The organism is Kitasatospora sp. NBC_01539 (assembly GCF_045040525.1).
Taxonomy (GTDB): Bacteria; Actinomycetota; Actinomycetes; order Streptomycetales; family Streptomycetaceae; genus Kitasatospora.
In genome coordinates this window covers 2,962,952-2,989,660 of record NZ_CP109390.1, presented here as the reverse complement: position 1 = coordinate 2,989,660, position 26,709 = coordinate 2,962,952, and the positions used below count along the sequence as shown (strand labels likewise).

The 26,709-nt window shown below is 74.1% G+C and carries 21 protein-coding genes and 1 pseudogene; 11 read left to right on the top strand and 11 right to left on the bottom strand.

What is annotated here, in order from left to right; genetic code table 11:
• Positions 1-44: 44 nt before the first annotated feature.
• Positions 45-1,127 carry a uroporphyrinogen decarboxylase gene (hemE, locus tag OG335_RS12810; protein ID WP_405015377.1) on the top strand — a complete coding sequence of 361 codons (1,083 nt, stop codon included), beginning with the start codon at positions 45-47 and terminating at the stop codon, positions 1,125-1,127.
• A 58-nt stretch (positions 1,128-1,185) separates the two neighbouring features.
• On the opposite strand, the gene OG335_RS12805 is transcribed toward hemE, so the two are convergent.
• Positions 1,186-2,208: a DUF4349 domain-containing protein gene (locus OG335_RS12805; RefSeq protein WP_405011224.1), complete on the bottom strand. Its 1,023-nt coding sequence runs from the start codon at positions 2,206-2,208 to the stop codon at positions 1,186-1,188.
• Between the two features lie 269 nt (positions 2,209-2,477).
• Between OG335_RS12805 and hemG the strand changes: the two genes are divergently transcribed.
• The gene (hemG, locus tag OG335_RS12800; RefSeq protein ID WP_405011223.1) at positions 2,478-3,884 is read left to right on the top strand and encodes a protoporphyrinogen oxidase; all 1,407 of its coding nucleotides are present in this window, start codon (positions 2,478-2,480) and stop codon (positions 3,882-3,884) included.
• Positions 3,881-4,591, top strand: a complete 711-nt coding sequence (gene hemQ / locus OG335_RS12795) for a hydrogen peroxide-dependent heme synthase (RefSeq protein ID WP_405011222.1) — start codon at positions 3,881-3,883, stop codon at positions 4,589-4,591. Before hemG ends, hemQ begins: the two co-directional genes overlap by 4 nt.
• A 37-nt stretch (positions 4,592-4,628) precedes the next feature.
• Here hemQ and OG335_RS12790 read toward each other — a convergent pair whose 3' ends face one another.
• The 3 genes and pseudogenes from OG335_RS12790 to OG335_RS12780 form a co-directional block, all read right to left on the bottom strand.
• Positions 4,629-5,402 carry a TIGR04222 domain-containing membrane protein gene (locus OG335_RS12790; protein ID WP_405011221.1) on the bottom strand — a complete coding sequence of 258 codons (774 nt, stop codon included), beginning with the start codon at positions 5,400-5,402 and terminating at the stop codon, positions 4,629-4,631.
• An 80-nt stretch (positions 5,403-5,482) separates the two neighbouring features.
• Positions 5,483-6,508: a TIGR04222 domain-containing membrane protein gene (locus tag OG335_RS12785; protein ID WP_405011220.1), complete on the bottom strand. Its 1,026-nt coding sequence runs from the start codon at positions 6,506-6,508 to the stop codon at positions 5,483-5,485.
• A 95-nt stretch (positions 6,509-6,603) separates the two neighbouring features.
• A pseudogene (locus OG335_RS12780) lies at positions 6,604-7,897 on the bottom strand (DUF692 domain-containing protein); the annotation flags it as partial.
• Between the two features lie 176 nt (positions 7,898-8,073).
• On the opposite strand from OG335_RS12780, the gene OG335_RS12775 reads away from it, so the two are divergent.
• On the top strand, positions 8,074-8,985 hold the full coding sequence (locus OG335_RS12775; protein ID WP_405011219.1) for a GNAT family N-acetyltransferase: 912 nt from the start codon (positions 8,074-8,076) through the stop codon (positions 8,983-8,985).
• 90 nt (positions 8,986-9,075) lie between these two features.
• On the opposite strand, the gene OG335_RS12770 is transcribed toward OG335_RS12775, so the two are convergent.
• The 5 genes from OG335_RS12770 to OG335_RS12750 all read right to left on the bottom strand — a co-directional run bounded on the left by OG335_RS12770 (position 9,076) and on the right by OG335_RS12750 (position 14,646).
• Positions 9,076-11,208 (bottom strand): restriction endonuclease, encoded by a 2,133-nt coding sequence (locus OG335_RS12770; RefSeq protein WP_405011218.1) that lies wholly within the window; start codon positions 11,206-11,208, stop codon positions 9,076-9,078.
• A gap of 124 nt (positions 11,209-11,332) precedes the next feature.
• Positions 11,333-11,758, bottom strand: coding sequence for a peptide-methionine (R)-S-oxide reductase MsrB (msrB, locus tag OG335_RS12765; protein ID WP_405011217.1), 426 nt, complete (start codon positions 11,756-11,758; stop codon positions 11,333-11,335).
• Between the two features lie 13 nt (positions 11,759-11,771).
• Positions 11,772-13,178 carry a UDP-N-acetylmuramate--L-alanine ligase gene (murC, locus tag OG335_RS12760; protein WP_405011216.1) on the bottom strand — a complete coding sequence of 469 codons (1,407 nt, stop codon included), beginning with the start codon at positions 13,176-13,178 and terminating at the stop codon, positions 11,772-11,774.
• A 122-nt stretch (positions 13,179-13,300) separates the two neighbouring features.
• Complete coding sequence (locus OG335_RS12755; protein WP_405011215.1) at positions 13,301-13,759, bottom strand: indole-3-glycerol phosphate synthase; 459 nt, start codon at positions 13,757-13,759, stop codon at positions 13,301-13,303.
• Positions 13,760-13,875: 116 nt separating this feature from the next.
• Positions 13,876-14,646: a pyrimidine reductase family protein gene (locus OG335_RS12750; protein WP_405011214.1), complete on the bottom strand. Its 771-nt coding sequence runs from the start codon at positions 14,644-14,646 to the stop codon at positions 13,876-13,878.
• A 10-nt stretch (positions 14,647-14,656) separates the two neighbouring features.
• Between OG335_RS12750 and zapE the strand changes: the two genes are divergently transcribed.
• The 5 genes from zapE to OG335_RS12725 all read left to right on the top strand — a co-directional run bounded on the left by zapE (position 14,657) and on the right by OG335_RS12725 (position 20,897).
• Positions 14,657-15,760, top strand: a complete 1,104-nt coding sequence (zapE, locus tag OG335_RS12745; protein ID WP_405011213.1) for a cell division protein ZapE — start codon at positions 14,657-14,659, stop codon at positions 15,758-15,760.
• A gap of 181 nt (positions 15,761-15,941) precedes the next feature.
• Complete coding sequence (uvrB, locus tag OG335_RS12740) at positions 15,942-18,035, top strand: excinuclease ABC subunit UvrB (RefSeq protein WP_405011212.1); 2,094 nt, start codon at positions 15,942-15,944, stop codon at positions 18,033-18,035.
• Positions 18,036-18,246: 211 nt separating this feature from the next.
• Entirely contained in the window at positions 18,247-18,828 is a 582-nt protein-coding gene (locus OG335_RS12735) for a TerD family protein (protein ID WP_405011211.1), read from the top strand.
• A gap of 481 nt (positions 18,829-19,309) precedes the next feature.
• The gene (locus OG335_RS12730; RefSeq protein WP_405011210.1) at positions 19,310-20,284 is read left to right on the top strand and encodes a TerC family protein; all 975 of its coding nucleotides are present in this window, start codon (positions 19,310-19,312) and stop codon (positions 20,282-20,284) included.
• Between the two features lie 211 nt (positions 20,285-20,495).
• Complete coding sequence (locus tag OG335_RS12725) at positions 20,496-20,897, top strand: hypothetical protein (protein WP_405011209.1); 402 nt, start codon at positions 20,496-20,498, stop codon at positions 20,895-20,897.
• A gap of 213 nt (positions 20,898-21,110) precedes the next feature.
• Here the strand turns inward: OG335_RS12725 and OG335_RS12720 are convergent, their stop codons facing one another.
• Positions 21,111-21,764: an MBL fold metallo-hydrolase gene (locus OG335_RS12720; protein WP_405011208.1), complete on the bottom strand. Its 654-nt coding sequence runs from the start codon at positions 21,762-21,764 to the stop codon at positions 21,111-21,113.
• A 66-nt stretch (positions 21,765-21,830) separates the two neighbouring features.
• Positions 21,831-22,655, bottom strand: coding sequence for a maleylpyruvate isomerase family mycothiol-dependent enzyme (locus OG335_RS12715; protein WP_405011207.1), 825 nt, complete (start codon positions 22,653-22,655; stop codon positions 21,831-21,833).
• A 344-nt stretch (positions 22,656-22,999) separates the two neighbouring features.
• Here OG335_RS12715 and uvrA point away from each other — a divergent pair, with 344 nt between their 5' ends.
• A complete protein-coding gene (gene uvrA / locus OG335_RS12710; RefSeq protein WP_405011206.1) occupies positions 23,000-26,011 on the top strand; it encodes an excinuclease ABC subunit UvrA in 3,012 nt (1,003 codons plus the stop codon).
• Positions 26,012-26,139: 128 nt separating this feature from the next.
• Positions 26,140-26,652 (top strand): Rieske (2Fe-2S) protein, encoded by a 513-nt coding sequence (locus OG335_RS12705; RefSeq protein ID WP_405011205.1) that lies wholly within the window; start codon positions 26,140-26,142, stop codon positions 26,650-26,652.
• The last annotated feature ends 57 nt before the right edge of the window (positions 26,653-26,709 follow it).

The following is a 26,709-nucleotide window of genomic DNA, read 5'->3' as shown; positions in this document are numbered from 1 at the left end:
CCGGCGCGCGTGCGAAGATTCGAGGCGTGAGTGAGACTCCCGCGGTGACCCCCGCAGCCCAGCCCGGCCCGCAGCCCCACGAGCGGCGCAGCGCCGCGCACGACTCCGCGTTCCTGCGCGCGGCCCGCCGCGAGCCGGTGCCGCACACCCCGGTCTGGTTCATGCGGCAGGCCGGCCGCTCGCTCCCCGAGTACCTCAAGGTGCGCGAGGGGATCCCGATGCTGGAGTCCTGCATGCGCCCCGAGCTGGTGAAGGAGATCACCCTCCAGCCCGTGCGCCGCCACAAGGTGGACGCGGCGATCTTCTTCAGCGACATCGTGGTGCCGCTGCGCGCGGTCGGCATCGACGTCGACATCAAGCCGGGCGTCGGCCCGGTCATCGCCGACCCCATCCGCACCGTCGAGGACCTCGACCGGCTGCGCCCGCTGGAGCCGGACGACATGCCGTACATCACCGAGGCGGTCGGCCTGCTCGTCGACGAGCTCGGCGGCACCCCGCTGATCGGCTTCGCCGGCGCGCCGTTCACGCTGGCCAGCTACCTGGTCGAGGGCGGGCCGTCGAAGAGCCACGAGAAGACCAAGGCCATGATGTACGGCGCCCCCGAGCTGTGGGCGGGCCTGGTCGACCGGCTGGCGGACATCACCGCCGCCTTCCTGAAGATCCAGATCGAGGCCGGCGCCTCCGCCGTCCAGCTCTTCGACTCCTGGGTCGGCGCGCTCGCCCCCGACGACTACCGCCGCTCGGTGCTGCCCGCGAGCACCCGCGTCTTCGACGCGGTCGCCTCCTACGGCGTCCCGCGGATCCACTTCGGCGTCGGCACCGGCGAACTCCTCGGCCTCATGGGCCAGGCCGGCGCGGACGTGGTCGGCGTCGACTGGCGCGTGCCGCTCAACGTCGCCGCCGACCGGGTCGGCCCCAACAAGGCGCTGCAGGGCAACCTCGACCCCGCCGTGCTCTACGCCCCGACCCGGGTCGTCGAGACCAAGGCCCGAGAGGTGCTCCACGCCGCCCAGGCGCTCGGCGGCACCGGCCACATCTTCAACCTCGGCCACGGCGTCATGCCCTCGATGGACCCGGACGCCCTGAGCCGCCTGGTCGCCTTCGTGCACGAGACGAGCGCCCGCTGACACCGTGGCGGGGGCCGGTGCACCGGCCCCCGCCACGGCGGTCACCCCCCGGCGGACGTCACTCGCCCGCCGCCGGCCCGTCCGACTGCTGCGGCGCCTCCGGCATCCGCTGACCCGGCACGGAGCCGGGCCCGCCCTGCGGCCGGGGCCCCGGCGCGGGCGCCGGCCAGACCGGCCCGGGCGGCTTCGGCGGCGCGGTCCTCCGGCGGCGCAGCACCGACCGGCGCACCAGCCACGCCACCGGCGCGAGCAGCAGCACGAACGGCGACAGCGCGGCCAGGGCGATCAGCAGCCCCCGCAGGATCGCCCACAGCACCCGCCAGCCGTCCCGGAAGGCGTCGGCCACCGTCGTCCACAGGCCGTCCGGCTTCTCCTCCTCCTCGACGGCCGTCACCGACGGCCGGCGCAGCTCCACGGTGATCGTCGACAGCGAGGTCTGCGCGGCGAGCTCCTGCTGCTGCCGCTTGAGCGACTCCAGGTCGGCCTCCCGCCGGGTCAGCTCGCTCTCCAGCGACACCACCTCGGAGAGCGTCTTCGCGTCGGCGAGCAGGGCGCGCACCCGGTCGACCGAGGCCTGCTGCGTCTTCAGCCGGCTCTCCGTGTCGACGACCTGCTGCGTCATGTCGTCGGCCTGGCTCGACCGCGACAGCACCGTGCCGAGGCCCGCCAGCTGCTCGATCGCCTGCTGGAAGCGGGCCGACGGCACCTTCAGTTCGATCCGGCCGCTCGACGGGCCGCCCTGGCCGCCGTTCAGCGACTCGCCGCCGACGAAGCCCCCGCCGCCGGTCGCCACCCCGCGGACGGCGTCCGCCACCCGGTCGAGGTCGGCCGCCTTCACCTCCAGCACGATCCGCCCGGTGTACGCGATGTACCGGCGGTCGGCGGCGTTCGCGGTGGGGCCGGCCGACGGGGCGGCCGTGCCGACCGCCTTCTCCGCCCCGCCCGCGCCCGCCGGGGCGGTGCCCGGCGGCGCCGCCTTCGCGGCGCCGCCGGCGTCGGCCGCCGGTGCCACGGCCGCGTCGGACGACGCGCTGCCCCCGCCGTCCGCGCCGCATCCGCTGAGCAGCAGCGCCGCCGCCACGGCTGCTCCTGCGAACAGCCGTCTGCCTCTCGCCCTCATGCCGGTCCTCCCCTGTCGCGTCCGGTTCTTCGCCTATTGGACGCGGAAGCCGCCGATCGGGACCCGCCGCGTTCATCCCGAAAAGATCACGTCTCGGCCTCGCTCCGATGTACACCGCCTCGCGCACCGAACGGAGTTGACGGCCCGCTCCCGGGCGGGGGCCCGCACGGCGGCGGTCGGCGGCCCGACCCGGCGGGGCGCGGGAGGTAAGGAGTGCGAGACTGCCAGGCATGGCAGAACCTCATGTCGTGGTGATCGGCGGCGGCATCGCCGGACTCGCCGCAGCGGTGTTCCTGAGCGGCGGGCCGCGCCGGGTCACGCTGCTGGAGGCGTCCGGGCGGCTCGGCGGCAAGCTGATGACGGGTGAGGTCGGCGGCGTCCGCGTCGACCTCGGGGCGGAGTCGATGCTCGCCCGTCGCCCCGAGGCCGTGGCGCTCGCCGAGGAGGTCGGCCTCGCCGACGCCCTGGAGCCGCCCACCACCGCGAAGGCCGCGATCTGGACCCGCGGCGCGCTGCGCCCGCTGCCCGGCGGACAGCTCATGGGCGTGCCCGGCGACCTCGACGCCCTCGCGGCCTCCACCGTGCTCTCCGACGCCGGCCTCGACCGCGCCCGCCACGAGCGGCCCGCCCCGACGGGACCGGACGTCGCCATCGGCGCGTACGTCGCCGCACGCCTCGGCCGCGAGGTCGTCGACCGGCTGGTCGAACCGCTGCTCGGCGGCGTCTACGCCGGCCACGCCGACGAGATCTCGCTGCGCGCCGCCGTCCCCCAGCTGCTGCCGCTCGTGCAGTCCGGCGAGCCGCTCGTCGACGGCGTGCGCGCGCTCGTCGGCCGGCCGCGCCCCGGGGCGGGCCCGGTCTTCCAGGGCGTCCGCGGCGGGCTCGGCTCGCTGCCCGAGGCCGCCGCGGCCCACCTCCGCCGGACCGGGGCCGACGTGCGCACCGGCACCCCCGTCGACGGACTGCGGCGTACCCCGGACGGCTGGCGCGTCGTCACCGGCGGCGAGGTGCTGCACGCCGACGCGGTCGTGCTCGCCGTCCCGGCGGCTCAGGCCGCCGCCCTGCTGCGGGCCGACGCACCCCTCGCCGCCGCCGAGCTCGCCGCCGTCGAGTACGCCGGGATGGCGCTCGTCACCCTGGCGTTCCGCCGCGCGGACCTCGACCGGCTGCCGCAGGGCAGCGGTTTCCTGGTGCCGCCGGTGGACGGCCGCGCGATCAAGGCCTCGACCTTCTCCAGCAACAAGTGGGGGTGGCTGGGGCAGTCCGCGCCCGACACCTTCGTGCTCCGCACCTCGCTCGGGCGGCACCGCGAGGAGGCCGCGCTCGACCTGGCCGACGACGAACTCGTCGGCCGCTCGCTCGCCGACCTCGCGAACGCGGTGGGCCTGCGGGCCGCGCCGTACGCCACCGCCGTGACCCGCTGGCGGCAGGGGCTGCCGCAGTACCCGGTCGGCCACCTCGACCGGGTCGAGCGGATCCGCCGGCACGTCGCCGATGCCGGCGCCCTGGCCGTGTGCGGCGCGGCGTACGACGGGGTGGGCATCCCGGCCTGCATCGCGAGCGCCCGGCGCGCCGCCGGCGAGGTGCTGACCCCGGCGGCCGGAGCACCCGTCGCGGAGGGGAGAATGGCCCCATGACTGAGAGCACCGAGCAGCCCGTGAAGAAGAAGGCCCGCGACCTCAACCAGGTCATCCGCTACACCATGTGGTCGGTGTTCAAGCTCAAGGGCGAGCTGCCCGAGGACCGGGCCGCGCTCGCCGCCGAGGCCGACGGGCTGTTCGCGCAGCTCGACGCCAAGGACGTCACCGTGCGCGGCACCTACGACGTCTCCGGCCTGCGCGCCGACGCCGACGTCATGGTCTGGTGGCACGCCGAGAGCTCGGACGACCTGCAGGAGGCGTACAACCGCTTCCGCCGCACCGGCCTCGGCCGGGCGCTGGAGCCGGTCTGGTCGAACATGGCGCTGCACCGCCCGGCCGAGTTCAACAAGTCGCACATCCCGGCGTTCCTCGCCGACGAGCAGCCCCGCGACTACGTGTGCGTCTACCCGTTCGTGCGCTCCTACGAGTGGTACCTGCTGCCCGACGAGGAGCGCCGCGCCATGCTCGCCGAGCACGGCAAGATGGCCCGCGGCTACCCGGACGTCCGTGCCAACACGGTCGCGTCCTTCGCCCTCGGCGACTACGAGTGGCTGCTCGCCTTCGAGGCCGACGAGCTGCACCGCATCGTCGACCTGATGCGCGACCTGCGCCCCTCGCGGGCCCGGCTGCACGTCCGCGAGGAGGTGCCGTTCTACACCGGCCGCCGCAAGCCCGTCGCCGAGCTGCTCGCCGGCCTGGCCTGACCGCACCGCAGGCCCGCCCGGCCGGGCGGCCGCGGCCTCAGGTCCGCAGGGCGGCGCGCAGCCGCTCGTCCGCCAGGGCCGCCGGGCCCACCATCGCGACGGCCCGGAGCAGCGCCTGCTCCGGGTCGCGGCCACGGTCCGCCTGCCGCGGCAGGCGGGCCGTCCGCAGCACCTCCATGCCGGCGGGCGCCGCGAAACGCGTGTAGGCGTGCACGTCCACCCGGGCCATCAGCAGGGTGCCGCAGGTGAGGACCAGCGGCAGCGAGAACCACGCGACGGCCGCGCGGGCGTCGTCCGTGCCGGGCGCGCTCAGCGCCAGCGCCGCCGTGAGCAGCACCAGGCACAGCAGCAGCGAGCGGCGCACCTGCCGCACCGCCCGCCAGGTGCCGACGCGGACGGGCTCCGGCGTGGCGAGTCCGGCCCGCGCGAGGCGCTCGCCCACCTCCAGCACCGTCGGGTGCGCGGCGAGTTCGGCCCGCAGCGGGCCCGTCCGGCACTGGCCGTCGGGCCCGATCGCCTCGATCAGCGCCCGCTCCAGCCGGGTGCGCCCGCGCGGGTCGACGACGGTCGTCCAGCCGGTGTGCGCCAGGTGCAGCCGGCCGCGGCCGGCCATCAGGACGAGCACCAGCTCCACCACCCGGGCGGGGCCGCCGGCGAGGTACGCCGTCTCGTACAGGCCGATGCCCACCGCGGCGGACGGCTGCGCGGAACCGGGGACCTCCAGCACGTCGGCCCGGGTCGCCACCTGGACCAGCCGCAGGCAGGAGTACGCGGCAGCCGCGCAGGCCGGGATCAGGAAGAGCACCCACATGGGCTTGTTCTAGCCCCGCGGCATGCGGCCGGGGAACACGTCCCCGGCCCGCGATACCGAACTGTGACCGGTCCGCGTCCTCACGAACCGCAGCCGCCGCCCCCGCCGCAGCTGGACCCGCAGGAGCTTCCCGAGGAACACGAGCTGCCGGACGAGCACGAACTGCCCGACGAGCCGCACGAGCCGGAGGAGGACCCGCACGAGGTCGACGACGAGCCGCAGCTGCTCGACGAGCCGCCGTCCGACCCCGACGACCCGCACCACGTCACCGAGCCGCTGCAGGACGAACCGGAGTCACCGGACGAGCCGGGCGTGCCGACGGCCTGCTGGCGGGCCAGCAGCAAGGCGCGCAGGTCCTCGTCCGGCAGCAGGTCGACGCCTTCGAGGGCCAGGGCGCCGAGCAGCAGCAGCCCGGCGGGCGCGCCCACGACGTCGTGCGGGTACCAGGGCGCGCCCTCCCGCATCAGGGAGAGCTGGCGGCGTCCGGCCGGGGTGATCCGGCTCCGGTCCGGCCTGGTGCCGACCATCACGATCACACCGATGATCAGCACGGCGACGAACGGGAAGACCGGCGGGGCGCCGGAGTACCCCTCGTCGAAGCTGTGCCCGGCCCAGGACGCCGTCGCCACGACGCCGAGGACGAGCGTCGCGAGGAGCGTCAGCCCGAAGAGCCGGCGCAGCCGCACGACCGTGCGCTGCCGGTCCGGGCGGCGCATCAGGCCGCGGTCCGCCAGCGCGTTGCCGATCTGCTGGACCGCGGCGCTGCGCGCCACCTCCCGGCGGACCGCGGTGCCGTCACGGCGGCGGCCGGGGCCGACCGCGTCGATCAGGGCGGCCTCCACGGCGTCCGCGGGCCGCGGGTCGGTCACCGTCACCGTGCCGTCGCGCGAGATGATCACGCGGCCCTGCTGCTGCATCCGTATCAGGGCCGCGTCCGCGGCCCGGGCGGGGCCGCCGGCGAGGAACGCCGTGTCCAGCAGGCCGAGCCCGCGGCCGGACAGCCCCCGCGGCTGCGGCACGCGCCGCAGCCTGCGGGACGCGGCCAGCAGCGCCACCCCGGTCGGTACGACCAGGACGAGGGCCACCTCGATTTCACCGCTCCACATCGTCATCTCCCCCGTGTCCCCCGTCCTTCGGTCGAACGCTCCGTCGTGTGCTCCGTCGAGTGCTCCGTGTGCGGGTCACCCGCTGCCGGCCGGCCGCGCCGGAACAGCCGTCCGTGCACCGCCCGTACCGTCCGGGCGGCCCGGGTGCCGTGGCCCGGGGCCGCGCCCGGGTCCAGCCAGTGCGCGAGCTCCGCCCGCCACGGCGCGGACGGCTCCGCCGCCAGCGCCCACCGGGCGAACTCCCGCGCGTCGGCGCGGTAGCCGCCGCGCTGCGGTCCCCCGGCCGCGTACCGCGCGAACAGCGGGCGGTACGCCGGGCCCAGGATGCGGGCGGGCTCCGGTGCGACCCGGGCCACGGTCTCCCGCCGCTTGTCGAGGAGCCCGCGCGCCTGGACGGCGACCTGCCCCGGGTCGAAGCCCTCCGGCACCGGGCCGCCGGCCACCAGCGCGGCCGTCAGCTCGGTCTGGCGCCGCGCCAGCCGGGCGCGGGCCACGGCCAGCTCGGCGTCGTCGCCGCGCACCAGGTACTCGTCCCGCTCAGACATGCTGCGGCACCCCCCGACCGGGCCGGGCCCGCTCCAGCACGCCGCGGATCGCCGCGAGTTCGCCCGCCAGCTCGGACGGCGGCGGGTAGGCGTCGTCCCGCTCCAGCAGCACACCGGGCGGCACGGCCCGGTCGCAGAGCTCGGCGAGGACGTCCAGCACGGGCCCGGTGACCGGGTGGGCGTGCGTGTCGTGCCACACCCCGTCCCGCTCGACACCGCCCGCCACGTGCACGTACGCGAGGGCGTCCAGCGGCAGCCGGGCCAGCTCGGCGGTGACGTCCAGGCCGAGGTTGACGCGGTTGGTGTGCAGGTTGGCCACGTCCACGAGGAGCCGTACGCCGGTGCGCTCCACGAGCTCGGCCAGGAACTCGCCCTCGGTCAGCTCGTCGTCGGGCCAGGCCAGGTGCGCCGCGATGTTCTCCAGCGCGAGCGGCACCGGCAGTTCGGCCTGGGCGATCCGGACGTTCTCCGCGACCACCCGCAGCGCGTCCCACGAGCGCGGCACCGGCAGCAGGTGCCCGGTCTCCATGCCCCCCGCCCGTACGAACGCCAGGTGCTCCGTCACCAGCGGCGCCCCCACCGCCCCGGCCACCTCCGCGAGCCGGGCCAGCCGCCGCAGCTCCGGCGGCTCCGCGCCGCCGATGCCGAGCGACACCCCGTGCGGCACCACGGTCACCCCCCGTTCCCGCAGCACCTCCAGTGAGCGCGGCAGATGGCCGGGGCAGACGTTCTCCGCCACCACCTCGACCCAGTCGATCCCGGGCAGCCGCTCCACCGCGGTGTCGATCTCCGCGCGCCAGCCGATCCCGACCCCGAGCCGGGGCTGCACCGACGGTTCCTCCATGGGTCCTCCCCCTTTCCCTCGCTGCTGAGGGTGTACCGGCCGGGCCTGACTGCCAACCGTTAACTGCCGAACTCAGAGCTGAACTTGAGCTTTCTGCCCGGCCGGGTGCCGAAGCCGGTGCCGGGACGGGATATTCGGCGGCGCCGCGACGGCCGAGTGGTTAACGTGACGCGTCTATGACGCCCACGATCCGCTCCTTCCGGCCCGCCGACGCGGAGGCCGCGACCGCGGCCCTCCGCGACGGCCGCCCGCATCTTGTCACCACCCCCGAAGCCGTCGCGTGGCAGGTCGCCGCCCAGCCCCACCTGCGCATGCTCGTCGCCGAGACCGGCGGGCGGATCACCGGCACCGCGCGCTACGGCGCCTACCCGGACAGCGACACCCCCGGCCACGGCTTCGCGGGCCTCCACGTCGTGCCCGGCGCGCGCGGCCGCGGCACCGGCTCCGCGCTGCTGCGCGCCGTCGAGGCGGAACTCGCCGCCGCCGGCGTCCGCCACCTGCACTGCTGGGCCGACGACGATCCCGCGGCCCACGCCTTCGCGGCCGCCCGCGGCTACACACGCGGCCGGGTCGGGTACTTCGCCCGGCGGGACCTCGCGGCACCGCTGCCCGCCGTCCCCGCCGCCCCGCCGGGCGCCGTCCTGTGCACCGCGGCGGACTTCCTCGACGATCCGCGCCCGCTCTACCTGGTCGACATCGAGGGCACCCAGGACGAGCCGGGCGACGTCGGCCTCGCCGACCAGGCGTACGACTCGTGGCTCACCGAGATCTGGCAGCGCCCCGACTTCGACCGCGCCCTCACCAGCGTCGTCGTCGCCGACGGGGGACCGGTGGCGTTCTCCGCGGCGCAGACCGACGGCCGGGGGCGCTACTGGTCGTCGTTCACCACCACCCGGGCCGCGTACCGCGGCCGCGGCCTGGCCCGCCTCGCGAAGGCCGACTCCCTGCACCGCGCGCGGGCCGCCGGGTTCACCGAGGCGTTCACGCACAACGACGGCAGCAACGCGCCGATGCTGGCGGTCAACGCCTGGCTCGGCTACGAGCGCTGCGCCGCCGAGTGGAAGTACACGCGCGAGCTGGCCGACTGACCGGCCCGGCCGACCGGCCCCGGCGGAGCCCGCACCGGGCCGGGTGGGCGGGACCGGGCGGGACCGGGCGGATGGGACGGGCGGGGGCGTTCACGCCACGGCGACGCCGTGGGCCCGGGCCAGGCCCGCCAGGCCGTCCGCCCAGCCCTGGCCGACCGCGCGGACCTTCCACACCGCGGGCCCGCCGCCCGGCCGGTGCCGGTACACCTCGGCGACCAGCATGGCCGAGACCGCCGGGTCGGACGGCGGCCGGAACGACCAGCCGGTGCCGTCGGCGGCGTGCAGCAGGAGTTCGGCGTCGGCCAGCGCGGCGCAGGTCAGCACGGTGTCGCTGTCCATGTTCACCGACACGGCGACCCGGTGGACGTCCGGCGGCAGGTCGCGGAGCCGGAGCACGGCCGTCTCGGTGCACCGCTCGCCGGTCCGGTCCTTCGCGCCCAGGGTGACGGCGCCCGCGGCGGCGGTGCGCTGGTGGTAGAAGACGAAGTCGTCGTCGCCGCGCACCACCCCGTCGGAGGTCAGCAGCAGCAGGGTGAGGTCGGCGTCCGCGCCCGTGCCGGAGAAGCGGACGGTCAGGCCGCCGAGGGCGGACTCCGGCAGCTGCGCGTTCTGCCCGGGGGTGAGGACGGCGGGCCGCGGGCGGCTGCCGTTCGCGCGCCGGGTGCCGCCGTCGCCGAGCCGGCCGGCGAGGCCGTGCTCCCGGAGCAGGGCGACCAGCATGGGCCCGTCCACCAGGGTCAGCGGCCGGCCCTCCACCCAGCGGCGCGAGCCCGGCCCGAAGCCCGAGGTGGTGACGAGGATGCCGCGGTTGGCCCCCTGCCGCTGCATGGTCGCGTCGAGGTCGCGGACGGCGGCGGGCGGCACGGTGTGCCGGTACCGCTTCGCCTGGATGACGATCTGGCCGCCGGTGATCGGGTCCGGGTCCTCGGCGAGCACGTCCACGCCCTCGTCGCCGCTGCGGGCGGTGGTGCGGGTGCGCAGGCCGCGGCGGCGGAACAGCTCGGCGATGAGCTCCTCGAAGGCGATCGGGTCCATGGCGTAGAGGTCGGGGCCGGGGCCGTCCGAGGCCTCGGCGATCCCGGCGGCGGGTGCGGTCGGCGGTGCGGGCGCCGGGCCGGTGCCGGGGAGGACCGGCTCGGCCTTCTCCGGTCGGGCCGAGAGCCGGCCGCGCAGCCCGTCGACCAGGCAGTCGACCGCGTCGACCCGGTCCAGGGCGACGGCCCGGAACTCCTCCCGGGTGGCGGTGACCGAGGCCAGGCAGCGGTGCTCCTCGCGCCCGGTGGCCGGGTCGACGGCGGCGACGTGCCCGTCGACGGTCACGGCGTGCAGCAGGCCGTACTCGTCGGCCCGGAAGACCTCCGCCAGCACGCGGAGCGTGCACTGGGCCAGCAGGGTGCGGTAGAGCGCCTTGCGGGCGGCGCCCGGGCGGGCGACCTCCGCCTCCCGGTCGTCGGCCTTGACGTAGCGGTGCCGGGCCGTGGCGGGCACGGCGGTGTACGGCGGCAGCTGCCAGCCGACGGTGAGGTGCCGCGCGGCGGCGTCCCAGGCGACCTCGCCGCGGACGGGGACGCCCTCCGGCCAGTCGTCGCGCCAGTGCAGTGCCGTCTCGAAGAGTTCGACGGCGGCCTCCGCCGACCCGGCCCGCACCTCGGCGCCGAGGCCGGCCACGCGTTCGGCCTGCCGGGCGGCGAGGCCGCGGGTCTCGGCGGCCCAGGCCTCGTACTGCGCGCGGTAGGCGACGAGCTCCCGCTGCCGGTGCTGTTCGGCGGCCTGGGCCGCGTACCAGTCGTGCTCGAAGCGGGCGCGGGCGCGGGCCGCCTGCTCGTCCCAGTGCCGACGGGCGGCGGGGTCGAAGGCGTCGGGCCCGGTCAGCGGCGCTGTCAGGTAGTCCTGCTGGAGCGGCATCGGCACCGGGCCGCCGAGCGGGCCGGGGTCGAACGGCGGGACGTCGGCGCGCAGGTCGGCGAGCCGGAAGGCCGGGCCGGCGAGCCCGGCGGTGAGGACGCCGCCCAGGGCGGCGACCCGGGCGTCGAGTTCGGCGGTACGGCGGGCGGCGTCCGCCTCGCGCTGCTGCTGGTAGGCCCGCAGCGCCTCGCGTTCGCCGCGGGCGGCGGCCCGCTGGGCGTCGCGCCGGGCCCGCTCGTGCTGCCGCTGCTGTTCGGCGGCGGCGCGGCGCTGGGCCTCCTCCCGGAGGTGCTGTTGGCGCTGTGCCTCCGCCAGCATGGCCAGTACTCCGGAACTGCGACGCCCTGCCACCGTGGTCCTCTCGTGCCGTACCGAACTGATGATCAGTCTGGCACGGTGCGGGGCGGGGGTGGCAGGGCGTGCAGGGGCGCGCCGCCGGGGCTCAGGCGCCTTCGGCGGGCCGCAGCGTCAGCGAGATGCTGTTGATGCAGTACCGCTGGTCGGTCGGGGTGTCGTAGCCCTCGCCCTCGAAGACGTGGCCGAGGTGGCTTCCGCACCGGGCGCACCGGACCTCCACCCGGCGCATGCCGAGCGAGACGTCCTGGATGTACTCGACACGGTCCTCGGCCAGCGGCGCGTAGTACGAGGGCCAGCCGCAGTGGCTCTCGAACTTGGTGGTGCTGCTGAACAGCTCCGCGCCGCAGGCCCGGCAGCCGTACACGCCGACCGTCCTGGTGTCGGTGTACTCGCCGACGAAGGCGGGCTCGGTGCCCGCCTCACGCAGGACGTGGTACTCGGCGGGGCTCAGCTGGTCGCGCCACTCGGCGTCGGTCTTCCGGACCTCGTGGTTGCGGATCTCTTGGCTCACGTCGGGCCTCCCATCAGGCTTCGGATGCAACGTCCGCGAGGCTGCCGAGAATTTCCGGGCCGAGGTCGGTGACGTCGCCGGCGCCCATGGTGAGCACCAGGTCGCCCGGCCCGGCCAGGGCCGCGAGGCGCGCGGGCGCGGCGGCGAAGTCGTGCTCGGCGGTGACGTCGGCACCCGCGCGGCGGGCGGCGTCGATGATGAGCTCGCTGGTGACGCCGGGCACCGGGTCCTCGCGGGCCGGGTAGATGTCGAGCACGACGGAGGCGTCGGCGAGTGCCAGCGCCGCGCCCATCTCCTCCGCGAGCTGCTGGGTGCGGCTGAAGAGGTGCGGCTGGAAGACCACGAGGACGCGCCCGGGACCCGCCGCCTCCCGGATCGCCTCCAGGTCGGCGACCATCTCGGTGGGGTGGTGCGCGTAGGAGTCGATCACCTGGACGCCCGCGGCCTCGCCCTTGAGCTGCAGCCGGCGGCGGACGCCGGTGTAGCTGCCGAGCGCCTTGGCGAGGTCGCCGGCGGGCACCCCCAGGGCCACGCCCGCGGCGAGCGCGGAGACGGCGTTGTGCGCGTAGTGGCGGCCGGGCACGGAGACGGTGAAGGTCAGCTCCTCGCCGCCGATCACCACGGTGACCTCGCTGGTCATGCCGCGGGCGGAGACCTCCAGCACCCGGACGTCCGCGTCCTCGGCCGTGCCGACGGTGACGATCGTGAGCCCGGCCCGCCCGGCGACCCGGGAGGTGAGCTCGCGGGCGCCGTCGTGGTCGGCGGAGACGACGAGCGTGCCGCCCGGCACGATGCGGCCGACGAAGGTCTCGAAGGACTCGTGGATCTCCTCGATCGAGGCGTAGTTGGCGTGGTGGTCGAGCTCCACGTTGAGCACGATCGCCACCTCGGGCGCGTACTTGTGGAAGCTGCGGTCGCTCTCGTCCGCCTCGGCGACGAAGATGTCGCCGCCGCCGTGGTGGGCGTTGGAGCCGGGCGCGTCGAGGTCGCCGCCGATGGCGTACGACGGGTCGAGGCCGAGCTCGGCGAGGCTCACCGCGAGCATGCTGGTGGTGGTGGTCTTGCCGTGCGTGCCGGCGACGGCGAGCGCGCGGCGCCCGCCCATGAGCGCGGCCAGGGCGTCGGAGCGGTGCACCACCGGGATGCCGCGCTCGCGGGCGGCCGCGAGCTCGGGGTTGTCGGCCCGGATGGCGCTGGAGACGACGACGCTGCTGGTGCCGGCGGGCAGGTTCTCGGCGGCGTGGCCGACGGAGACCTCGGCGCCCAGCGCGCGCAGCGCGAGCACCGTGTCGGACTCCCTGGCGTCGCTGCCCGAGACCTTCGCGCCGCGGACCGCGAGGATCTTCGCCAGACCGGACATGCCGGCGCCGCCGATGCCGATGAAGTGCGGGGCGTGCAGGTCGTGCGCGGCGTCGTTCAAGGGATGCTCCGTACAGCCGGGGACTGGGAGGACGAGAACCGTCCTCGCGGTGGTTCCGCAAGGACGATTCTGCCCTACCGGAGACGGGCTCCTCCTGCCCGGCGGCGGGCCCGGGGTGAGGCTCAGGAGTCGCTGGCGAACAGCTTGAGCACCGGTACGCCGACCGTGTGGCGGGCGCGGGAGGCCCAGTCGCGGTGGAAGAACTCCTCGACGAAGTGCGGCGAGGTCAGCACGAGCACCTCGTCGGCGGCGTGCTCCTCGACGACGGCGCGCAGGTTGTCGAGCGGGTTGTCCTCGACGACCCGGCCGGTGGCCTCGGCGCCGGCCGTGCGCAGGTGGCGGAGGCTGTGCTCCAGCGACTCCCCGGCCACGGTGGGCCCGCCGGGCTCCTCGTGCTCGTGCACCGCTCTGTCGAGATGGCCGAGGGCCACGTCGTCGAGGGCCCGGAGCAACTCGTCCTGTCTGCCGCGTGGCTGCATCAGGACGACGAACGACACCTTCTCCTCGCCGTGGAGCGTGGTGACGAGCTCCACGTCGGCGTCGGAGAGCGCCTTCTCGATCATCAGTACGGTCTTGAACACCTGAGTCCCTTCGACGTTGCAGGCCCCCGGGTCCGCCTGCCCTCATCTTGCCCGGCGGAAGCTTTCCTCACGCTGCACACGCACCACGTGCGCCACACGGGTGACCGACGGTACTGCTACCCGGTACTGCCACCGGCAGACGCCGGGCGGACGTAGCGGGTGAAGAGGAAACCTTTCTCCTCGATCAATGAGACCAGCCGCATGTGCTGCGCACCGGGGATTCCCGCACCCCGCAGGATCCCCGGGCCGTCGCCGCCCGTCAGCAGCGGCGCCACCGACAGGCACAGCTCGTCCAGCAGGCCCGCCCCGGCCAGACCGCCCAGCAGCCGCGGCCCGCCCTCCGTCAGCAGTCGCGTCCAGCCCCGGCGCCCCAGGGCCGCGACCGCCTCCCGCAGGTCCACCGACCGCTCACCCGCGACCACCACGTCGGCGACCTCCGCCACCGCCCGCCGGGCCTCGGCGGGGGAGTCCTCGGTGGTGATCACCACCGTGCGCACCAGCGGCCCGGTGAACAGCGGGGCCGACAGGTCAAGCTCCAGCCCCCGGCTGACGATCGCGATCGCCGGGGCGGCCTCCTGACCCGCCGCCCGGCGCGCCCCGGCGAACTCCGCACGCGCCCGGGCCGGCCGGTAGCCCTCGGCCCGCACGGTCTCCGCACCCACCAGCACCACGTCCGCGAGCGCCCGCAGCACCCCGAAGACGCGCTTGTCGGCCTCGCCCGACAACCCCTCCGACAGGCCCTCCAGCCGGGCCGAGCCGTCCAGCGCGGCCACCATGTTCGCGCGCAGCCACGGCCGCCCGGCCGCCACCTGCTCCGGGTAGGCGTAGACGGCGGCCAGCGACTCCAACGACGCCGGGTCGCCGACCGGCACTGTGAGCGGACTCATCAACAACTGCATGGATCCGAGTCTTCCACGGGGCGTACCCTCTATTACCGTGCCCGCAGCCCCGCAGTCCGACCTCACCACCCCAGGTGCCGCCACCGTGACAGCGCTCACCGACCGCCGCCCGGTCGTCCCGGCCGAGCGACTGGTGGCCGAGATGATCCCGCCGCCACGGTTCGCCGGGGTCAGCTTCGGCAGCTACCTGCCGGACACGACGCAGCCCAGCCAGTACGAGGCCGTGCAGGTGCTGGAGCAGTTCGCCGCCTCGCTCAACGGCGGCACCGAGGCCCCCCGGCGCACGTGGTTCCGCCGCTCCGCCCCGGCCCCCGCCGGCCCGGCCGGCGTCTACCTCGACGGCGGCTACGGCGTCGGCAAGACCCACCTGCTGGCCTCCCTCTGGCACGCCACCCCCGGCCCCAAGGCCTTCGGCACGTTCGTCGAGCTGACCAACCTCGTCGGCGCACTCACCTTCAAGGGCGCCGTCGAGACGCTCTCCTCGCACCGCCTGCTCTGCATCGACGAGTTCGAACTCGACGACCCGGGCGACACCGTGCTCGTCTCCAGCCTCCTCGGCCGCCTCGTCGAGAACGGCGTGAAGCTCGCCGCCACCTCCAACACCCTGCCCGACAAGCTCGGCGAGGGCCGCTTCGCCGCCGCCGACTTCCTGCGCGAGATCCAGGGGCTGTCCGCGCACTTCCGCCCGGTGCGGATCGACGGCCAGGACTACCGGCACCGCGGCCTGCCCGCCGCCCCGCCGCCGTACACCGACACCGAGGTCACCGAGCGGGCGGCCGCCGCCCCCGGCGCCTCCCTCGACGACTTCGACACCCTGCTCGCGCACCTCACGGCCGTCCACCCCAGCCGCTACGGCGCCCTGCTCGACGACGTCCACGCGGTCTTCCTGCGCGGCGTGCGCCCGGTCGACGACCAGTCCACCGCGCTGCGCCTGGTCGTCCTCGCCGACCGCATGTACGACCGCGAACTGCCCATCACCGCCTCCGGTGTCCCCTTCGACCAGGTCTTCCCCGAGGAGATGCTGCGCGGCGGCTACCGCAAGAAGTACCTGCGGGCCGTCTCCCGGCTGGTCGCCCTCGCCCGGGACAGCTCCAAGCCCTGAGCGGCTGCCGCCGCGCCGCAGGCCGGGCGCGGCCTTCCGGGCTGCTCGTCCGCCGCCCCGCGCACCGGAAACGCCCGGTGACGGCGGCCCCGGGCGCCCGCGGTCCGTCCCGTCCGCCCGCATCCGGGCCCGGCTCCCCGTACGGCCCTGCACTGTCGGTGCGGGGCCGTACGGTGGGATGGTGCGCCCCATCACGAGTATCGAGCGGTCCACGACGCCCTTCGAGGTCGTCAGCCCCTACCAGCCCAACGGCGACCAGCCGGCGGCCATCGCCGAGCTGGAGCGCCGCATCCGAGCCGGCGAGAACGACGTCGTCCTGCTCGGCGCCACCGGCACCGGCAAGTCGGCGACCACCGCCTGGATGATCGAGAAGCTCCAGCGGCCCACCCTGGTGATGGCGCCCAACAAGACGCTCGCCGCCCAGCTCGCCAACGAGTTCCGCGAGCTGCTGCCCAACAACGCCGTCGAGTACTTCGTCTCGTACTACGACTACTACCAGCCCGAGGCGTACGTCCCGCAGACGGACACCTACATCGAGAAGGACTCCTCGATCAACGAGGAGGTCGAGCGGCTCCGCCACTCCGCCACCAACTCGCTGCTCACCCGCCGCGACGTCGTCGTCGTCGCCTCGGTCTCCTGCATCTACGGCCTCGGCACCCCGCAGGAGTACGTCGACCGGATGGTGCAGCTCAAGGTCGGCGAGGAGATCGACCGGGACGCCCTGCTCCGCCGCTTCGTCGACATCCAGTACACCCGCAACGACCTGGCCTTCTCCCGCGGCACCTTCCGGGTGCGCGGCGACACGATCGAGATCTTCCCGGTCTACGAGGAGCTCGCCGTCCGGATCGAGATGTTCGGCGACGAGATCGAGGCGCTGTACACGCTGCACCCGCTCACCGGCGAGATCATCAGCCGGAGCGACTCGATCTACGTCTTCCCCGCCTCCCACTACGTGGCCGGCCCGGAGCGGATGGCACGCGCCGTCAACGACATCGAGAAGGAGCTCGGGGACCGCCTCGCCGTCCTGGAGAAGCAGGGCAAGCTGCTGGAGGCCCAGCGGCTCCGCATGCGCACCACGTACGACATCGAGATGCTCCGCCAGATCGGCAGCTGCTCGGGCGTCGAGAACTACTCGATGCACTTCGACGGCCGCGCGCCCGGCACCGCGCCCAACACGCTCATCGACTACTTCCCCGAGGACTTCCTCCTCGTCATCGACGAGTCGCACGTCACCGTGCCGCAGATCGGCGCGATGTACGAGGGCGACGCCTCCCGCAAGCGCACCCTCGTCGACCACGGCTTCCGGCTGCCGTCCGCGATGGACAACCGCCCGCTCAAGTGGGAGGAGTTCCTGGGGCGCGTCGGCCAGACGGTGTACCTCTCCGCGACCCCCGGCAAGTACGAGCTCTCGCGCGGTGACGGCGCGGTCGAGCAGATCATCCGCCCCACCGGTCTCATCGACCCCGAGGTCGTCGTCAAGCCGACCGAGGGCCAGATCGACGACCTGGTGCACGAGGTCCGCACCCGCGTCGAGAAGAACGAGCGCGTGCTCGTCACCACCCTCACCAAGAAGATGTCCGAGGACCTCACCGACTACATGCTCGGCCTCGACATCCGCGTCCGGTACCTGCACAGCGACATCGACACGCTGCGCCGCGTCGAGCTGCTGCGCGAGCTGCGGGCCGGCGAGTACGACGTGCTGGTCGGCATCAACCTGCTCCGCGAGGGCCTCGACCTGCCGGAGGTCTCCCTCGTCGCCATCCTGGACGCCGACAAGGAGGGCTTCCTGCGCTCCGGCACCTCGCTGATCCAGACGATCGGCCGCGCCGCCCGCAACGTCTCCGGCCAGGTGCACATGTACGCCGACCGGATCACCCCGGCGATGGACCTCGCGATCTCCGAGACCAACCGCCGCCGAGCCGTCCAGCAGGCGTACAACGAGAAGCACGGCATCGACCCGCAGCCGCTGCGCAAGAAGATCGGCGACATCCTCGCCACCATGGCCCGCGAGGACGTCGACACCGACCAGCTGCTCTCCACCGGCTACCGCGGCGCGGCCGGCAAGGGGCGGGCGCCCGTCCCGGCGCTGGGCGCCGACCGCAAGCCCGCCAAGAGCCTGCCGGCCGCCGAGCTCGCCCAGCTCATCCAGGACCTCACCGAGCGGATGCACGCCGCGGCCGCGGAGCTGCAGTTCGAGGTCGCCGCGCGGCTGCGCGACGAGGTCGGCGAACTCAAGAAGGAGTTGCGGCAGATGCGCGAGGCCGGCATGGCCTGACCCCGCAGGGGCAGGCGGGTGGAGCACCCGGCAGCGCCGGTGCGTGCAGGCCCTAGGCTGGCCTGCAGGCACCGGCGCCTGCCCGCACTCGGCGGCGCGGGGGCCGGCCGCAGAAGAGGGGGCCTCAGCCGGGGGACGGCAACGGGGTGTTCCGTCGTCGTGCCGGGGCCGGGCGAGCGCCCGCCCGGTGGAGGAGTGGGAGGGAAGCACCGTGTCGGTGAATCTGGCGAAGGGGCAGAGCGTCAGCCTGCAGAAGAGCACGGGGGAGTCGCTGACCGTCGTGCGGATGGGCCTGGGCTGGAAGGCCGCCACCCGCCGCGGCCTCTTCGGCACCCGGACGCGCCAGGTCGACCTCGACGCCTCGGCGCTGCTCTACGCCGAGCACACCCCGTCGGACGTGGTGTTCTTCCGGCACCTGGAGAGCAACGACGGCTCCGTCCGGCACACCGGCGACAACCTCACCGGCGGCTCCGGCGCGGGCGACGACGACGAGGCGATCCTCGTCGACCTCCAGCACGTGCCCGTGCACATCACGCAGATCGTGTTCACCGTCAGCTCGTACACCGGGCAGACCTTCGCCGAGGTGCAGGACGCCCACTGCCGCCTGGTCGACGAGACCACCGGGCAGGAGCTCGCCCGCTACCAGCTGGCCGCGGGAGGCCGGCACACCGGGCAGATCATGGCCAAGGTCTTCCGCGAGGAGGCCGGCGGGTGGGCCATGCAGGCGCTCGGCGCGCCCGCGCGCGCCCGGACGTTCCAGGACATGCTCCCGGCGATCGAGCCCTTCCTCTGAGTGCCTCCTCGGCCGGGGCCTGTCCACCCGGGGCTCCTCGGCCGGGAACTCCCCCGCCCGGGCCGCTTCCACCCGTGCCTCCTCCGCCCAGGCATCTTCCATCCGTGCCTCTTCCGCGCAGGCCTCGTCCGCCCGGCCGGGGCGTTCGGGTCGTGTGCCGACCGTCCCAGCCCGCCCGGAGGATCCCGAGGTCCTCCGCCACGCCCCCGGGGCCGGCTGAGCAGGCACGCTCGGGCCGACCGGAGGCCCGTCGGTGGCGGAGCCCCGGCCCGGCCTTTACCTTCTTTACCCTTTCTTGGGAATTCTGTTAGCCTCGGTGCAGCGGAGGGGAGTACTCCCCAAGCGGTGACCCCGTCAGCACGGACGCCCGCCCATCGGGTGTCCCGGGGTGCCCGCCCGCGTGCCGCTTCGGCGAGCCGCAGGGCGGAGGAGACCTCCGGCAGTGACGATGCCTGTTCGCCTACCTGCCGGAGGAGCAGCTGTGGACGTTTCCCTTGGACTATGGATCGGCACCATCGGGGTGCTGATCGCCCTGATCGTGGCCGACTTCTTCATCGGCGGCCGCAAACCCCACGAGGTCTCCATCAAGGAGGCCGGAGTCTGGACCGTGGTCTGGGTCGTGCTCGCGATCCTCTTCGGCGGCTTCCTCTGGTGGCACTCCGGGGCCACACCGGCCGGCGAGTTCTACGCGGGCTACATCACCGAGAAGTCGCTCAGCGTCGACAACCTGTTCGTCTTCATCCTGATCATGGGCAAGTTCGCGGTGCCGCGGATCTACCAGCAGCGCGTCCTGATGTTCGGCGTGATCATCGCCCTGGTGCTGCGTGCCGTCTTCATCGCCGGCGGCGCGGCCCTCGTCAGCACCTTCTCGTGGGTGTTCTACATCTTCGGCGCGTTCCTGATCTGGACCGCCTGGAAGCTGATCCAGGACGCCCGCTCCGACGAGGACGAGGAGTTCGAGGAGAATCGCCTCCTCAAGTCCATCGAGCGGCACTTCCCCGCCACGGACGTCTATCACGGCACCAAGCTCTTCATCCGGGAGAACGGCCGTCGCCTGATGACGCCGATGCTCATCGTGATGATCGCCATCGGCACCACCGACGTGCTGTTCGCCCTGGACTCCATCCCGGCGATCTTCGGCCTCACCCAGGACCCGTACATCGTCTTCACCGCCAACGCCTTCGCCCTCATGGGCCTGCGCCAGCTGTACTTCCTGATCGGCGGCCTGCTCAAGAAGCTGGTCTACCTCTCGTACGGCCTCTCGGTGATCCTCGGCTTCATCGGGGTGAAACTCGTCCTGCACGCCCTGCACGAGAGCGGCGTGCACGTGCCGGAGATCGGCATCCCGCTCTCGCTCGGCTTCATCGTCGTGGTGCTCACCGTGACCACCGTCGCCAGCCTCATGGCCTCCCGCAAGCAGGAGCAGGAGGACCACCCGGAGAAGATCGACGTCTGATCCACCCCGATCCCGCACGGCGGGGTGCGACCGTGGGGACGGGAGAGCACCCCGCCGTGCGTCTGCGGCGCCGGCCGCAGCGGCTCCACGCCGCTGCGGCCGGCGCCGTGTCTCCGCCGCCGCCGGAGGTGTCGCGGGCGGCTTCGCCGGGCCGGTCGTCGGCCGGTCGGTCGGGTCGGTCGGGCCGGGAGTCGTGGATAGGCTCCCGCGCATGACGACCTTCAGCTTCCCGCTCGCCGACATCGTGTCCGTCACCACAGAGAAGCTCCCGTCCCGCCGTCGCACGGACGGTGTCGCCGACCTCCTCAACTGGATGACCGGTGACCTTCTGGAGCCGTCGCAGATTCCCCGCGCCACTGACGTGTGCAAGGCCGAACTCATCGCGCAGCATCCGTTTCTCGCCGGCCTGGAGCCTTCGGGCGTTCGCACCGAGGCGGACCTGGCCGCCTGGCTCGTCGAAGCGGAGCGCGTGCACGGGGAGTACCTGACGGTGGTCGCCCTGGCCGACTGGGGGCGCCAGGAGTCGGCCGAGGACGTGCTCGGCCGACTCCGCCACAGGCGCGAAGGCTCGACCCGATTCCGGCCGGGCAGCGGCGACGCACACCCGGCGTGAGCGGCCCGGCACGCCTCCGCGATCCCGCGCTGCCCGTCCTGGAGGACGGGCCGCGTGGACCGGTTCGGATGACGCAGCCCAGGCCGGAGGCCCAGGGCACCCGGGAGGACGCAGCCGGGCTCCGCGGGCATTCGGGTGAGTCGGGTCAGGCCGTGCCGGGGTGTGCCGGCACCGGGGCGGGGCCGCCGCGCGCAGGCGGCCCCGCCGGGGGTGTCACCAGCCGCGTTCGCGCCACTCGTCGAGGTGCGGGCGTTCGGCGCCGAGGGTGGTGTCGGCGCCGTGGCCGGGGTAGACCCACGCCTCGTCGGGGAGGACGTCGAAGATCTTCTCGTTGACGTCCCGGAAGAGGCTCGCGAAGGCTTCCGGGTCCTTCCGGGTGTTGCCGACGCCCCCCGGGAAGAGGCAGTCGCCGGTGAACACGTGCGGGTGGCCCTGCGGGTCGTCGTAGACCAGCACGATCGCGCCCGGGGTGTGTCCGACCAGCGTCCGGACGGTCAGCTCGACCTGGCCGACGTGCAGCACCTCGCCGTCGCCCAGCAGCAGCTCGGTGGGTACGTCGATGCCCTCGGCGTCGATCCGGCCCGCCGCGGTGCGGGCGCCGGTGGCGGCCACGACCTCGGCGAGCGCCGCCCAGTGGTCGTGGTGGCGGTGAGTGGTCACGACGGTGGCCAGCCGGTCGCCGACGGTCTCCAGCAGGGTCGGCGCGTCGGCGGCCGCGTCGATCAGCAGCTGCTCGTCGGTGGCCCGGCAGCGCAGCAGGTAGGCATTGTTGTCGAACGGGCCGACCGCCACCTTGGTGACGATCAGGTGGGCGAGCTCCCGGACGTCCGGCGGGCCGCCGACCTTCACCGCTCCGTGGTACGTCATCGCACTGCTCCTCGATCGTCCGGTCCGGGTCCGGGCTGAAAGCCTGTCACCTGCATCATCGCGTGTTCAGCCCAGCGGGGGAAGCGGCGGCAGGGCGGTGCGCGGGTCCGGCACGAGCGCGCCCGCGCGGTGCACCTGGAGGCCGTCGCCGTCCGAGCGGCCGGAGAGCCAGGCGGTGAGCGCCCGCACCGGGCCCTCGACCGTGAGGGCGTCCGCCGCGGGGGCGCCCGCCGCGGGGGCGCCGGTCCGGGTGCGGGCGCCGGTGTCCTCGGCGACCAGCAGCAGGGCGGGCAGGCCGTCGGCGCCGTCCAGGCGGGCGGCGAGCCGGGCCAGTTCTGCCGCGGCGAACTCCTCCGGCCAGTGCGCGGGGGTGTAGCCGGCGTCCAGGTCGACGTGGTGGTACTCGAGCTCCATCAGCCGCTTCCACGGGAGGTCGTACGCCGGGAAGAGGTAGCCGGTGCGGTGGCGGAGCGTGGCCGTCCAGGCCTCGTCCGGGAGGGTCGCGGCGGCGGCGGCGAAGCGTCCGGCGGTGTCGTCCAGGTCGGCGAGCTGTTCGGCGGCCGGCCGGGGGGCACCGTCCTCGATGCCCTGGTCGCGGGCTTCGAGGGTGGCGTACTGCGGGATGTCGGTGCCGGTGCGGGCGGCCTCCAGCAGGTTGAGGAGGGAGTCGGCGTTGCGGGCCAGGTGCGCGAGGATGTGGCCGCGGGTCCAGCCGGGCAGGGCGGAGGGGCCCGTGACGGCGGCCGGATCGAGGGCGGCGACGGTCCGCAGGAGGTGCCCGGTGGCCTCGGCCACGGCCGCCAGCCGGGCGTCGGCCGTGGCGGCGGCCTCCTCGGGCCGGAGCCCGGCGGTGTCGGTGCCGGTGTCGGTGTCGGTGTCGGTGTCGCGCATGGCAGTCTCCCGGATGGTTCCCGTGGTGCCGACCGGCGTTGCCCGGGGGGCCCGTCGGTCGTTGACACGGTGACGCTACCCGTCACGGACGCCGCGGAACGGCGGGAATCCCCGTCCCGATGATCAACGTGGCGAGGCCTCATCACTCGTTCGGGTGGTCTCCACTGGACAAGCTCGATATTCGAACGCGTGCGCTATAGGCTGGCGAGCCCGAGCCGGAAGAAAACGCCCATCTCGCTCGTTGGCTTCCCTGGGGTGCCGTTGCGGCTGCAGCCGCCGGGCCAGGGTGGCCCCGCAGCCCCGTCCCCACCAGCCACCTCCCCCGGAGAAAGGCGCCAGAAGCAGTGGCCGACCGCCTGATCGTCCGTGGTGCTCGCGAGCACAACCTCAAGAACGTCTCGCTCGACCTGCCCCGCGACTCCCTCATCGTCTTCACCGGCCTCTCCGGGTCCGGCAAGTCCTCCCTGGCCTTCGACACGATTTTCGCGGAGGGCCAGCGCCGGTACGTCGAGTCGCTCTCGTCGTACGCCCGGCAGTTCCTGGGGCAGATGGACAAGCCCGACGTCGACTTCATCGAGGGCCTCTCCCCGGCCGTCTCGATCGATCAGAAGTCCACGAGCCGCAACCCCCGCTCCACCGTCGGCACCATCACCGAGGTCTACGACTACCTCCGCCTGCTGTTCGCCCGGATCGGCAAGCCGCACTGTCCGCACTGCAGCCGCCCGATCGCCCGGCAGTCCCCGCAGGCCATCGTCGACCGGGTGCTGGAGCTCACCGAGGGCACCCGTTTCCAGGTGCTCAGCCCGGTGGTCCGCGAGCGCAAGGGCGAGTTCGCCGACCTCTTCGCCGACCTGCAGTCCAAGGGCTACGCGCGGGCCCGCGTCGACGGCGCCACCATCCAGCTGACCGAGCCGCCCACGCTCAAGAAGCAGGAGAAGCACACCATCGAGGTGGTGATCGACCGCCTCACCGTCAAGGAGAGCGCCAAGCGCCGTCTCACCGACTCGGTCGAGACCGCTCTGAAGCTCGCGGGCGGCATGGTCGTGCTCGACTTCGTCGACCTCGCGGAGGACGACCCCGAGCGCGAGCGGATGTTCTCCGAGCACCTGTACTGCCCGTACGACGACGTCTCCTTCGAGGAGCTGGAGCCGCGCTCCTTCTCCTTCAACTCGCCGTTCGGCGCCTGCCCGGACTGCTCCGGCCTCGGCAACCGGATGGAGGTCGACGCGGAGCTCGTCATCCCCGACGAGGAGAAGTCACTCGAAGAGGGTGCGATCCACCCGTGGTCGCAGGGTCACACGAAGGAGTACTTCCAGCGCCTGATCGACGCGCTGGCCGGCGAGCTGGGCTTCCGCACCGACATCCCGTGGGCCGGCCTGCCCGTGCGGGCCCGCAAGGCCCTGCTGTACGGCCACAAGACCCAGGTCGAGGTGAAGTACCGCAACCGGTACGGCCGCGACCGCTCGTACACCACGTCCTTCGAGGGCGCCGTGCCGTTCGTGCAGCGCCGCCACTCGGAGGCCGAGAGCGACTCCAGCCGCGAGCGCTTCGAGGGGTACATGCGCGAGGTGCACTGCCCCGCGTGCCGCGGCACCCGGCTCAAGCCGGTGGTGCTCGCCGTGACCGTCCAGGACAAGTCGATCGCCGACGTCGCGGCGATGTCGATCAGCGACTGCGCCGAGTTCCTCGGCGCGATGAAGCTGACCGCCCGCGACAAGAAGATCGCCGAGCGGGTGCTCAAGGAGGTCAACGAGCGGCTGCGCTTCCTCGTCGACGTCGGTCTGGACTACCTCTCGCTCAACCGCGCGGCCGGCACCCTCTCGGGCGGCGAGGCCCAGCGCATCCGGCTGGCCACCCAGATCGGCTCCGGCCTGGTGGGCGTGCTGTACGTGCTGGACGAGCCCTCCATCGGCCTGCACCAGCGCGACAACCACCGTCTGATCGAGACCCTCGTCCGGCTGCGGGACATCGGCAACACCCTGATCGTCGTCGAGCACGACGAGGACACCATCAAGACCGCCGACTGGGTCGTCGACATCGGCCCGGGCGCGGGCGAGCACGGCGGCAAGGTCGTGCACTCCGGCTCGTTGAAGGAACTGCTCGCCAACGACGAGTCGTTGACCGGCCAGTACCTCTCGGGCAAGCGGTTCATCCCGACCCCGTCCGTCCGCCGGCCGCGCGACCGCAAGCGCCAGATCGTCGTGCACGGCGCCCGGGAGCACAACCTCCAGGACGTCACGGTCGGCTTCCCGCTCGGCACCTTCACCGCGGTCACCGGAGTCTCCGGCTCAGGTAAGTCGACGCTGGTCAACGACATCCTGTACACCCACCTCGCGCGCGAGCTGAACGGCGCCCGCAGCGTGCCCGGCCGGCACACCCGGATCACCGGCACCGACCTGGTCGACAAGGTGGTGCACGTCGACCAGTCGCCGATCGGCCGCACCCCGCGGTCCAACCCGGCGACCTACACGGGCGTGTTCGACCACGTCCGCAAGCTCTTCGCGGAGACGCAGGAGGCGAAGGTCCGCGGCTACCTGCCCGGCCGGTTCTCCTTCAACGTCAAGGGCGGCCGCTGCGAGAACTGCTCCGGCGACGGCACGATCAAGATCGAGATGAACTTCCTGCCGGACGTCTACGTCCCCTGCGAGGTGTGCCACGGGGCGCGCTACAACCGGGAGACGCTGGAGGTCCACTTCAAGGGCAAGTCCATCGCCGAGGTGCTCGACATGCCGATCGAGGAGGCGCTCGACTTCTTCGAGGCCGTCCCCGCGATCGCCCGTCACCTGCGCACCCTCAAGGAGGTCGGCCTCGGGTACGTCCGTCTCGGCCAGCCGGCCACCACGCTCTCCGGCGGCGAGGCCCAGCGCGTCAAGCTCTCCTCCGAGCTCCAGAAGCGCTCCACCGGCCGCACCGTGTACGTGCTCGACGAGCCCACCACCGGCCTGCACTTCGAGGACATCTCCAAGCTCATCCGGGTCCTGGAGGGCCTGGTGGACAAGGGCAACACGGTGATCGTCATCGAGCACAACCTCGATGTCATCAAGACCGCCGACTGGGTCGTCGACATGGGCCCCGAGGGCGGCAACGGCGGCGGCCTGGTGGTCGCCGAGGGCACGCCCGAGGAGATCGCGGCGACGACGTCCAGCCACACCGGCAAGTTCCTGCGCGACATCCTGGGCGGCGCCTCCGACGCGACCGTGCCCGCCGCCCGCAGCGCGGGCAGCCGGGCCGCCGCGACGAAGACTGCCGCGACGAAGGCCACCGCGACGAAGGCCACCGCGACGAAGACTGCCGCGACCAAGGCGGCCACGGCCAAGGCACCCGCCGCGCGGAAGCGGGCCGCCGCGAAGAAGTGACCCGGCGCCCGCCCTCCGGGCGGGAACTGACGCGGCGTCGGCCGCCCCGGCGGTACCGGGGCGGCCCGCTCATCCCCGCGACGTAGACTGCGGCCGGTCCGCCCGTCACCCGCGTCCCAGGAGCCGTCATGACCGAGCCCGTCCCCGCCGCACCCGCCGCCGTCGGCCCCTCCCAGGGCCAGGCCGCCAGCCGCCGGACCCTGCTCTGCGGCGCCGCCGCCGTGCTCGCCGCGGGCGGGGCCGTCGCGGTCACCGGCTGCTCGTCCTCCTCCGGCGGCGGCACCGGTTCCGGCAGCGGCTCCGGTTCCGGCGGCGCGGGCACCGGGGCCGCCACCACCCCCGCGGCCCCGGTCGACCTGGGCGCGGCCGCGGACGTCCCGGTCGGCGGCGGCAAGGTCTACCGCGAGCAGCGGATCGTGGTCACCCAGCCCGTCGCGGGCGAGTACAAGGCGTTCAGCGCCAAGTGCACCCACGCCGGCTGCATCGTCGACGAGGTCAAGGACAAGCAGATCGACTGCCCCTGCCACGGCAGCCGCTTCTCGATCACCGACGGCGCCGTGGAGGCCGGCCCGGCGCCCACCCCGCTGCCCGCCTACACGGTCGTCGTCGCGGGCGGCAACCTCCAGGTCACCCCGGTCTGACGGGTCGGCCGCGGCGGCCCGCGAAACCGGCCACGGACCGTCACCGGCAGTCGGTAC

What these genes read in the sequence shown, in the direction of transcription:
- hemG (WP_405011223.1), top strand. Translation starts at nt 2,478, where the DNA reads ATGGCAGAACCTCATGTCGTGGTGATCGGCGGCGGCATCGCCGGACTC.
- hemQ (WP_405011222.1), top strand. Translation starts at nt 3,881, where the DNA reads ATGACTGAGAGCACCGAGCAGCCCGTGAAGAAGAAGGCCCGCGACCTC.
- OG335_RS12790 (WP_405011221.1), bottom strand. Translation starts at nt 5,402, where the DNA reads ATGTGGGTGCTCTTCCTGATCCCGGCCTGCGCGGCTGCCGCGTACTCC.
- OG335_RS12785 (WP_405011220.1), bottom strand. Translation starts at nt 6,508, where the DNA reads ATGTGGAGCGGTGAAATCGAGGTGGCCCTCGTCCTGGTCGTACCGACC.
- OG335_RS12775 (WP_405011219.1), top strand. Translation starts at nt 8,074, where the DNA reads ATGACGCCCACGATCCGCTCCTTCCGGCCCGCCGACGCGGAGGCCGCG.
- OG335_RS12770 (WP_405011218.1), bottom strand. Translation starts at nt 11,208, where the DNA reads ATGCTGGCGGAGGCACAGCGCCAACAGCACCTCCGGGAGGAGGCCCAG.
- OG335_RS12750 (WP_405011214.1), bottom strand. Translation starts at nt 14,646, where the DNA reads ATGAGTCCGCTCACAGTGCCGGTCGGCGACCCGGCGTCGTTGGAGTCG.
- zapE (WP_405011213.1), top strand. Translation starts at nt 14,657, where the DNA reads ATGGATCCGAGTCTTCCACGGGGCGTACCCTCTATTACCGTGCCCGCA.
- OG335_RS12725 (WP_405011209.1), top strand. Translation starts at nt 20,496, where the DNA reads ATGACGACCTTCAGCTTCCCGCTCGCCGACATCGTGTCCGTCACCACA.
- OG335_RS12720 (WP_405011208.1), bottom strand. Translation starts at nt 21,764, where the DNA reads ATGACGTACCACGGAGCGGTGAAGGTCGGCGGCCCGCCGGACGTCCGG.
- OG335_RS12715 (WP_405011207.1), bottom strand. Translation starts at nt 22,655, where the DNA reads ATGCGCGACACCGACACCGACACCGACACCGGCACCGACACCGCCGGG.
- OG335_RS12705 (WP_405011205.1), top strand. Translation starts at nt 26,140, where the DNA reads ATGACCGAGCCCGTCCCCGCCGCACCCGCCGCCGTCGGCCCCTCCCAG.